A 9,500-nucleotide genomic window follows, 5' to 3' on the forward strand; every position below is an offset into this window, starting at 1 on the left:
ACAGCCAGTCAAGTAATTTGGCATTTTTCAACCCCGGATGCCAGAGTCAAACTTAAACATCTTTATCCAGTGTTTGAAGAGGAAGAGATGGCAGATTCTAATGCACCAAATTAGCTGTGTCAGTCCACTACTGGACTGGCACAGCTAAAATAGTGCAATAGCTTTTTCAGCTAAACCCTTGTTAAAACTAGATCATGGTATTTTTATAAAGCAACATTTAAGGTGTGCCAGTCCACTACGCACCTACTGATTGCTGACAGCTGACGGCTGACAGCTGACGGCTGACGGCTGATAGCTGATAGCTGAATGCTGACATTACAAAAATCGACTCAAATCAAACTCCTGTTGCTCATTTGCTATAGATTCTTTCTTCTTATACCTATCAGTATTTAAAAGTAACAAAAGTCGCTCGGAATAGTCTACTGCTCCCCGCAACTCATTGCGCAAAATATCAAGTCCTCCATTCGCATACTCCTCAAAAATATAGATGCGTTTTTCCTCAGACTCTTTATCGATAGAGGAAAGAATTTTTGTATCCTTAATCTCAGCGATCGCAATTAATTTAATTACCACCTCATATCCCCTTGACACAAAAATTTCCAGTCCAATCGGACCAGGCTCTCGTTTAGAAATTACTTTCAGGGGCGATCGCTTTTTACGCTTTACTCCTAAAGCAGCTGCAAACACCATCACATCAGCATAAGTCTGAAACGGTCCGGTTTTTCCATCGGAAGCGGTTAGGTCTTTCACCAAAGCCGCCTTATCTTTAGCAACCCTGATTCTGTTTCCAGCCATTGTCTTGGTATCTAATTTTAGTAAATCTTATGCACAATCCTAAGCGCAAAAAGCGTAAAGTGCGGTAATCTATGGATTATACCATATTTATCCCTGAAAACTCCCTTACCTAGCAATAAGCCAACCTTTTACGAACTATGAAACCCAGTAAGCTGTCAAGAAAACTAAACATGAAGAAACGTAAACGAATAGCCTCTTTAGGGATCTTAAATGAATTGTGATAATTTTTGATGCCATATTGCCTGTTCCCAGATCCGCTGTTCCCTGTTCCCTTTGCTATTAGAGATCTATTGCTTGATGTTTCATAGAGTAAGGTAATAATGATGAAGACTTGTAAACAACCAGTTTATGTGAGTGCGATCGCAATCCTACTTTTACTGACTAACCTATCCTGTTCCTCCCCCGACCGACAAGACCCCCCAATGAAAACCAAGGATCGTGCAACGGTAGTCGTGAAAACGATTGAGGAGGCAAACACTGGCATTTCCAAGCAAGATCGAGAAACTAAATATTGCAAAATGGCTTGTTCTAAATTTGTCTTCTACCGTGGCACTAACCAACTATTTTGGAAAGATTTCGCTGGGGATAATCGCCTCAAGGATTTTGGAAATGCCAAAACCAAGATTTGGTTATCGGGGGATATGCATGCCGAGAACTTTGGGGCATATGATAATAATCGAGGGGAAATCGTTTACTCACTCGATGACTTTGATGATGGAATTATTGCCGATTACCAATATGATGTCTGGCGCATGGCAGCTAGTTTAGCATTGGTCGGTCGTCAGAATGGTTTGTCTGCTGAGGAACAGAACAACGGGATTGATGCCTTTAGTGAGTCCTATCTTGATACTATGGCCTCCTATCGCGGTAATGATCGTGAACTGGAGACTTACTTCACTAAAGACAATACTTATGGGAAGTTGGATGACTTCCTAGAAGGAGTCGAAGCCAGCGAAAGCCGCCAAAAAATGTTGAAAAAATGGACAGAACTGGACCCAAATCAGCGTCGCTTCAATCTATCCAAGGTTAAGTTAGGCAAACCTACTGCTTCCGAGCGACAGGATATTGAGAATGCGATCGCAGATTATCAGAAAACCTTGACAAAAAAGTTTAAATATGATAAAAACTACTTCCGAGTCAAAGATATTGCGCAACGTTTACTGGCTGGCACTGGTTCCTTAGGAATACCACGCTATTATCTCCTGATTGAGGGTGAGACCTCTTCCCAGGATGATGACCGGATCTTGGACATTAAATTCCAATCTTCCCCTACTGCCTATGATTACCTGAGTCAGCAGGAACGGGAAAAGTATGATAAAAATTTTAACAATGAGGGTCAACGTCATGCTTTAGCCTATCGAGCCTTAACCAAGCACACCGATAATCACCTGGGCTGGATGAAACTTGGGGATGGGTATTACTCAGTGCGAGAGCGATCGCCATTTAAGGAAACCTTTGATATCACTGAGCTAACCAAAGAGAAACGTTTTGTTAAGCTAGCTGAACAATGGGGTCAAGTGTTAGCAACAGCTCACGCCCGAGCTGACAAAGATTTTGATGCTGCCTTAGTGCCTTATTCCATAGACAAACAGGTGGATGAGTTGACTGACGGTCGCCACAAGGAGTTTCGGCAATTGGTAAGGGAAGTGGCTTTGACTTATGCTGATCAAGTTGAGAAAGACTATGGTTACTTTCTCGAAAAGCTGAAACCCAATAGCTGCTCTAGCGGCACTTGTGACTAATCGTTTTAGTTTAATTGGCTTTGGTAAAATATAATGCGTTGATATGGCACAGGGGGAAGGTTAAATAACAGGATAAGCGGCAAAGGGATGGTCGCGAGCTAGTCCCTATAACCTATAACCTCTAACCTCTAACCTAGAAACAAAACAGCTACATACCTTATATTTAATCACATGAACGGTAAGAAAGACGGTTTTTTAAGCGGGCTTCAAATTTTGGTGTTTTTTATCTTAGCCCTTGCCTTTCTGGGATACCCAATCGAATTCAGCTTACTATTTGGTGGCATTGGCGCTTTCGCCGGTGGTTTGATAGTTGACTGGTGGCACCACCCAGACAAACCCAGGGACTCACAACCCCAGCAAGCAGAGTATACCGAGGAAGGTAGTTCTGACTTAACGGGCATCCGTTTAGCTGTACAAGAACGACAAGCTAGAGAAAAGAGCCGCTCAGAAGGGTCACTCAATCCTATTAGTAGATTTTTTAGACGTTAAGCAAGAGTAATTAATTATTGCTTATTGGTCAAAAGAAAATACCAAGAGATTTAAGCTAGGGCTAATCTAGAAGAACTTGCTTTGGATTGAGTACTTTCCGACTTAGAACTAAAATCTAACATGTTTCTATTTCTCTCAAAGCTATTGCCACTCTTTCTGTATCCCTTGGGCCTGGCTTGTGTGCTACTGGTAGTAGCTTTAGTAATGTCGTGGCGCAACCCTCGCTGGGTTCCGATACCGGTGGCTTTAGCATTAATTGTGTTGTTGGTCTCAAGTAATACTTGGGTGACTAACAGCTTAATACGCTCTCTGGAGTGGCAATATATTCCTAATTCAGAATTACCTGAGGCTGATGCGATTGTGATCTTGGGGGGAGCGACTAAACCACCTTTTCCACCACGACCTACTCCAGAAGTGGATGAAGCAGGCGATCGCGTTCTCTATGGTGCTCAGCTATACCGTGAAGGGAAAGCTCCCTGGGTGATTCCTGCTGGTGGTCGGATTGTTTGGGGTTCCAGTAGTAATAACTCTAGCCAACGACTTTCTTCCGAGTCTGGTCAATCCTCACAACGGTTGGCTCCTGAATCAGAAGACATGGCACAGATTCTAGAAGACCTGGGTGTTCCAAGAGCCGCTATCATTCAAGAGTCTAGGTCTTTAAACACTCACCAAAATGCGGTCAATGTGCGGAAAATTTTGGATCAGCGGGATTTTCCCAAGGTATTATTGGTAACTTCAGCCATCCATATGCCTCGTTCTGTCCTAGTGTTCCGGCGTCAGGGTATTGATGTGATCCCAGCACCAACAGATTTTCTAGTGTCCCAACATGAACTGGATGAACCTAGCAGCAGTAGTCAAGCTGCTTTGCTACATTCTCTGCCAAATGCTGAGCAATTGTCTAGGATTACCCGTGCTATCAAGGAATACATTGGTATAGTCGCTTATCGCATTCGTGGTTGGGTATGACATTATTGCTGAAATATTATCCTTGATTATTTGCCTAGTTACTATGCCAGAAGAATTCCAACGGATTGTCCCAGCACCACCACCAGCAGCCGATATGTTTGCCACTTACCAGCTAGCTTATGACTTTAGCCAGGAAGTAGAGCATCGACAAGAATTTGAAGACTATTGCCAGTGGTATTATTTTACAGCACAAAGCCATCAAGAGGAATTAGAAAAAATGCGCGGTGACATCAACATTTTTCGTTGGTTCAGTCGCCGCAACTCAGAGGTAGATTAGACTACAAGTCTAGCTTATTATCTTAAAAGATGGTTTAACTAATTAAAGTAAACACGGATAGTAATAGATATCAATAGATACAGTAAGAATCTAACTTAATCCTATCCGTGCAGACCTGTTTAAAAATCCCTGTGATGGTGATTATGATTGGTTTCTATAGTATTAGCTAATAATATAGCCGCCTAGGGGATAATTTCTAGTTCATCTTCACGGAAGTGAACTTTTTTAAATTTTTTGTCAAATTTGACTTGTATTGGTAAATTGGCGCTGACGGGCCTACCTTGCCACTCAGAAATTATTCCGGTAACTTCCCCTTCGAGACCTTTAATATCAAAAGGTTTATTTCTGTGTTCGGGATGGGTATATACCACAACTGATTCTTTGACTCGGACGCGATCGCCAACTTTCATATAAGTAACTCTAACTATTATACGGACATCCCTTACCTAAGCTAGGGTGGGCTCAGGCAACCTTCTTATTGTCTCACAGAGTGGGTTGTTTACATTTAGCACAGTTGTGAGCATCAACAAAATTTAGGTTTATTGGAATTGCTTCCCTGGTCTGATGCCGGTGATTATCGGTGAAAATTATAATGTAAGGTTTTTTCACCCTTAGTTTCACCCTTAGTTGTCTGGGAGCTCCTGCTCGGTAGGTGAAGACTGTGGTAGATTTGGATCGGGTGATGGTAAAAAGCGATCGCGCATTTTCTGGAAGCCCTCAGGAGCTAGTATCCATTGGGTAGTCAGTAAAATAGCCCCAGCACCAACTAGTATACCGACTACCCCCAGCAGCCCAAACAAGGCTCTTATCCAATCCCGGTATGAGCGGGTGGTTTCGGGTTTATTATCATTGGTTGTGGTTATTTCCGCTGGTAGTGATGGAGTCAGAGCGGTTTGCTGCCCCAGATTAACCACCTGTAGTTCTTTAGAGCTAGAGATGTCTCCCAAATTTAGCACTGTCGGATATTGGGGAGAGACAGCACAGTATGTTAGCACCACCGAAATGTCATCTTGACCATTATGTTTAAAGGCCAGGTCAATTAAAGACTCAGCCGCCGATTCCACGGAAAGTCGGTGGCTATTGACTTTTTCGGGTAAATCTCGACCAAATTTTTCAATCAAGTTGTTGTTGCTCAAGCCATCGGAACACAGCAGCAGCAAGCCATCTTCTTCCAAAATAAAGCGTCGCACAGTGGGACGAAGTAATTCAGCCTCCTTTGTCCCTAAGGCTTGAGTGAGTGCTTGTGCATCAGATCGCTGCAACGCTTGTCGATAAAGACTACGACCAAGCTTGACCTCCCGAGTAGCCACATCATCATCCACAGTTAGCTGCTGGCAATAGTCGGGAGTAAGCCAGTAAGCACGACTATCTCCTACACTAGCGATATAGATTTCGTGACCATTGGTTTTCCCTTCTGGTGTATTCACCATTTGGGGTAGTTGTAGCGCTAGGGTTAAGGTGGTAGCCATGCGACGCCGGGATTCTCGTTCTTGTTGATCGTTGCGAGAAGAAATCATGTTATTAGCAACCCGGATAATTGCTGATAGATTCTCAGTTACCAGTTCTGGTGTCATCAGCTCCGGATCTTCGTTCAACTCAGCCAGTAATGCCCGAACCTGTAATTTAATCGACTGTAGTGCTAACTGACTAGCAATTTCCCCCCCTTCGTGACCACCAATGCCATCACAAATAATCGACAGGTGGGGAATCAAGGGGTCTTGGGGTTGCTCTGGGTGCTTAATCAAGTCAGCCTTAGTGGGATAGCAACTGTCTTCATTGTGGCTGTGACTTGAACCAGTTGCGGTGATACCAGCAATCTGTAACCGCAACGGGTGCTGAGCAGCTTGCTCAAGTAATAGGTGATTAAGTTGGGATGCGATCGCACTTAAGGAGGGGTGTTCAGTTTGCAGGTGTTGGGCAATAGCTTGTAGCGGATCCGCCACAGAAACTGAAGCTGTGCGACACCAAGCTTCCCAGCACTCTCCTAGCTGTTTAAGACTAGCATCCACAGAGGGTTCACTCACAGAAGTCGGTTCGGCAGGGGAGTCTCGGGAAACCAATGTATCAAATCCCCTATCCTCTAGACCATTAGACGGTACAACTGGTGATAGACTCGTATCAGCCATTGTATCGCGATATAATTCCCGCAGTCGCAGCCGCCACCCTTCAACTCGCAAATTAGTTGGCACTAACAGGCTAGAAGCCACACCCAATTCTGATAAGGGTATCCATAATTCCCAAATTTGCCAAAGCCAATAGACTTGACGCACTGCGGTAGCAGAAGTCCACATCGACTCCATTGAGGGATATAAGTTGCCATTGGCATCAATGGGGGCATTTTCTAGCAAAATGACTACATCTTGACCAGGTGTAGACAGAAAATTCCGTTGCTGTGGCAACTGGCATATCCCATAAACCTCTGGCACATGGAGGCAGTGGGGATACAAGCGTAGGTAAGGAAGGATATGGCCGTTGATTTGTTCGGGAAAATCCGGTGGCAGTTCTGGCTGCATATCCTGCCAAATTTGCGGGGCAACTACCTGGTAGCGGTCTGCCACTTGTTCTCCAACTGGTAGCTCTACGGCAGCAGAACCAACTGCCCAAAGATAACGATCCACGGCTAATACCTATGAAGTTAATTTACGGCTATACGGTCAAATTCTAGACGGCTGAGATAAATTAGCATTGGTCCGCGCTTATGCCCCACGTCCCCACTTGCATGTCGGCGTGGGATGAATGGCAGACAAGAACTTTGATACTTTGTGATCATCTATAATGAACATAGTAGGGTAATCAAATTAAGAGCTAACCGCCACCTACTACCTAAAAATAGAACTTTTTTGTATTGTTCCGGCGCGGAGGGGCATCTCGTGTCGTAAATATTGCTTGCCGAACGCGCCCCGCGTGGCCTACGGCCTTGTATCCGTTCCCGTTGGGTGGAGTTGGCAAGAAGCCTACACTGACTCGGCGAGTTCAGTTTAGGAGTATGTCACAAGAGGGGTTGTTTGAGCTTTTAAACATTTTCTCTCAAAGTTGTCTAGTAGATTCAAGAAAATTAACATAACTCAGCAACCTATATCTTTGTCTGACGTCAGACAAAATAAATTAGAGTTACCCGCAACTACTTACCCCATACCCTGTATATTATGAGCCGATGGTAAGTTCCTCGATGCTTTGGCTAATTGCCGGGTCAATGCTGTGCTTAGTCGAGCTGTTTGTGCCAACAGCATTTGTTGCTTTCATGATGGGCATCAGTGCTTTGGTCGTAGCATTTGTGATCTCGATTTTGCCCATATCTTATACCCTACAAGTGGGGTTATGGTTGCTGCTTTCCACTGCCTCAGTCTTTTTATCCCGTCGCCTGATGCCCCCTGCTAGAGTGGGCAAAAATTTGGATGCGATGGAAGCTCAAACCTTGACAGAAATTCTGCCAGGGCAAACTGGGCGGGTACTCTATGAAGGCAACTCATGGCGTGCCCGTTGTGAAGACTATGCAGATGCGATCGCACCCAACCAAAAAGTCTACGTAGTGCGTAGGGAAGGCACTACCCTGATTGTTGTGCCTCATCACCTATTGCATGACTGAAGTTGATCGACCAAGGGTGCTCTGCCAGGTTCAGGGGATAGTGATGGGTTAATAGGGTGATGGGGTAATAGAGTCAACGGTAGATTTATTACTCCCCCTAGTGACTAGTTGTTGGGAGTCTCCCTTCTAACCCAGTCCACTGTTTTTTGACAAAAGATAGGTTAAAAAGTCAGGTTGGGCAGATGGGAATAGAGTCAGCTTCAAGCACTTGAGAATCAGACTAAATCAGTTTTCTGCCCTCCCCCACCCATCCGCTCCCCCTCTAACAACAAATTTGTAAAACACTACCAGAAATGGAGGAAAGAGCGTGTCACAGTGGTTTTTGCTTGTGTTTTTAGCTTTGGGCGGTTCAGGTCTTTTCGGTTCCGTCAAGATTATTAATCAAGGAAACCAAGCCTTAGTGGAACGATTGGGAAAATATAGTGGCAAAAAACTCGAACCTGGGCTCAACTTTGTCATTCCCGTGATTGAGCGGGTGGTTTTCCAGCAAACCATTCGGGAAAAAGTCCTTGATGTGCCACCTCAGCCTTGTATCACCTCCGATAATGTTTCCATTACCGTTGACGCTGTGGTGTACTGGCGGATCATGGATATGGAGAAAGCCTACTATAAGGTTGAAGACCTGCGCTCCGCCATGCAGAATTTGGTGCTGACCCAGATTCGAGCTGAAATGGGGAAACTGGAACTGGATCAAACCTTTACTGCTCGCTCTCAAATCAATGAAACCCTACTGCGGGAATTAGACATTTCCACTGATCCTTGGGGAGTTAAAGTCACCCGGGTGGAACTGCGGGACATTGTGCCATCTCAGGCAGTGCAGGACTCAATGGAGTTACAGATGTCCGCAGAACGGCGTAAACGGGCGGCAATTTTGACCTCTGAAGGGGAACGAGAATCTGCGGTTAACACTGCCAGAGGTAAGGCCGAGGCACTAGAGTTAGATGCTGGAGCCCGTAAAAAAGCTGCGATTATGGACGCTGAAGCCCAACAACAGGCAATAGTTCTGAAAGCTCAGGCAGAACGACAGCAGCAGGTTCTCAAGGCACAAGCCACTGCTGAGGCTCTCAAAATTGTGGCTAAGACTCTTGATAATGACCCGAATGCTCGTGATGCCCTCCAGTTTTTACTGGCTCAGAATTATATCGATATGGGTATGCAAGTTGGTACTAGCGAGAGTAGTAAAGTGATGTTCATGGACCCTCGCAGCATTCCAGCAACCATTGAAGGGATGCGTTCGATTGTTGGTGATGGAGACAAGGTTAATCCCAATTCCCTAGGTATTGAGATGAATCAAAGGTAAAGTTCAGCGTCAATAAGCCCCACCTAAACGGGTATCCCCGTTTAGGTGGGGCTTGTGTCTAAACATAAAAAATCTTCCAATCAAGCAAATCCACAGCTGTTAAGACAGCCAAGGGATATAGGAGTCTATTGACAGCGGTTAAAGCCAACGCGGTTTGAACCCGTTGGCCGTGGGATAACCACAGAATACGTGACATACTCCCACACTGAACCGATAGGTCAGTGTGGGCTTCTTGCCAACTCCGCCCATTGGTTAGGATACAAGGCCGTAGGCCACGCGGGGCGCGTTCGGCAAGCTTTATTAACGATACGGTCAGAAGTTACCGCAAGAATAGGGCAGCCTTTA

General features: G+C 45.0%; 9 protein-coding genes. 6 read left to right on the forward strand and 3 right to left on the reverse strand.

Translation table 11 applies throughout. The features are described from left to right. Nucleotides 1-315: 315 nt before the first annotated feature. On the reverse strand, nt 316-795 hold the full coding sequence (locus F6K20_RS12065; RefSeq protein WP_287294829.1) for a DNA phosphorothioation-associated protein 4: 480 nt from the start codon (nt 793-795) through the stop codon (nt 316-318). Nucleotides 796-1,115: 320 nt separating this feature from the next. Here F6K20_RS12065 and F6K20_RS12070 point away from each other — a divergent pair, with 320 nt between their 5' ends. The 4 genes from F6K20_RS12070 (at nt 1,116) to F6K20_RS12085 (ending at nt 4,269) form a co-directional block, all read left to right on the forward strand. Continuing rightward, nucleotides 1,116-2,537, forward strand: coding sequence for a DUF2252 domain-containing protein (locus F6K20_RS12070; protein WP_131827205.1), 1,422 nt, complete (start codon nt 1,116-1,118; stop codon nt 2,535-2,537). Nucleotides 2,538-2,708: 171 nt separating this feature from the next. Further along, nucleotides 2,709-3,026: a hypothetical protein gene (locus F6K20_RS12075; protein WP_008189459.1), complete on the forward strand. Its 318-nt coding sequence runs from the start codon at nt 2,709-2,711 to the stop codon at nt 3,024-3,026. A gap of 120 nt (nt 3,027-3,146) precedes the next feature. Next, a complete protein-coding gene (locus F6K20_RS12080) occupies nt 3,147-3,992 on the forward strand; it encodes a YdcF family protein (RefSeq protein WP_008189461.1) in 846 nt (281 codons plus the stop codon). A 43-nt stretch (nt 3,993-4,035) separates the two neighbouring features. After that, on the forward strand, nt 4,036-4,269 hold the full coding sequence (locus tag F6K20_RS12085; RefSeq protein ID WP_044495218.1) for a hypothetical protein: 234 nt from the start codon (nt 4,036-4,038) through the stop codon (nt 4,267-4,269). Nucleotides 4,270-4,451: 182 nt separating this feature from the next. Here F6K20_RS12085 and F6K20_RS12090 read toward each other — a convergent pair whose 3' ends face one another. Both F6K20_RS12090 and F6K20_RS12095 read right to left on the reverse strand, forming a co-directional pair. After that, nucleotides 4,452-4,679 (reverse strand): ferredoxin-thioredoxin reductase variable chain, encoded by a 228-nt coding sequence (locus F6K20_RS12090; RefSeq protein WP_008189465.1) that lies wholly within the window; start codon nt 4,677-4,679, stop codon nt 4,452-4,454. A gap of 213 nt (nt 4,680-4,892) precedes the next feature. Beyond that, the gene (locus tag F6K20_RS12095) at nt 4,893-6,887 is read right to left on the reverse strand and encodes a PP2C family protein-serine/threonine phosphatase (RefSeq protein ID WP_008189467.1); all 1,995 of its coding nucleotides are present in this window, start codon (nt 6,885-6,887) and stop codon (nt 4,893-4,895) included. 536 nt (nt 6,888-7,423) lie between these two features. Between F6K20_RS12095 and F6K20_RS12100 the strand changes: the two genes are divergently transcribed. Then, nucleotides 7,424-7,855 carry an NfeD family protein gene (locus F6K20_RS12100; protein ID WP_044495164.1) on the forward strand — a complete coding sequence of 144 codons (432 nt, stop codon included), beginning with the start codon at nt 7,424-7,426 and terminating at the stop codon, nt 7,853-7,855. 307 nt (nt 7,856-8,162) lie between these two features. Next, nucleotides 8,163-9,155 (forward strand): SPFH domain-containing protein, encoded by a 993-nt coding sequence (locus tag F6K20_RS12105; protein ID WP_287253725.1) that lies wholly within the window; start codon nt 8,163-8,165, stop codon nt 9,153-9,155. Nucleotides 9,156-9,500 lie beyond the last annotated feature (345 nt).

Source organism: Moorena sp. SIO2C4 (assembly GCF_010672485.1).
Classification (GTDB): Bacteria; Cyanobacteriota; Cyanobacteriia; order Cyanobacteriales; family Coleofasciculaceae; genus Moorena; species Moorena producens.

Coding starts and splice junctions, on each gene's coding strand:
- F6K20_RS12080 (WP_008189461.1), top strand. CDS start 3,147: ATGTTTCTATTTCTCTCAAAGCTATTGCCACTCTTTCTGTATCCCTTG.
- F6K20_RS12085 (WP_044495218.1), top strand. CDS start 4,036: ATGCCAGAAGAATTCCAACGGATTGTCCCAGCACCACCACCAGCAGCC.
- F6K20_RS12075 (WP_008189459.1), top strand. CDS start 2,709: ATGAACGGTAAGAAAGACGGTTTTTTAAGCGGGCTTCAAATTTTGGTG.
- F6K20_RS12090 (WP_008189465.1), bottom strand. CDS start 4,679: ATGAAAGTTGGCGATCGCGTCCGAGTCAAAGAATCAGTTGTGGTATAT.
- F6K20_RS12065 (WP_287294829.1), bottom strand. CDS start 795: ATGGCTGGAAACAGAATCAGGGTTGCTAAAGATAAGGCGGCTTTGGTG.
- F6K20_RS12100 (WP_044495164.1), top strand. CDS start 7,424: ATGGTAAGTTCCTCGATGCTTTGGCTAATTGCCGGGTCAATGCTGTGC.
- F6K20_RS12070 (WP_131827205.1), top strand. CDS start 1,116: ATGATGAAGACTTGTAAACAACCAGTTTATGTGAGTGCGATCGCAATC.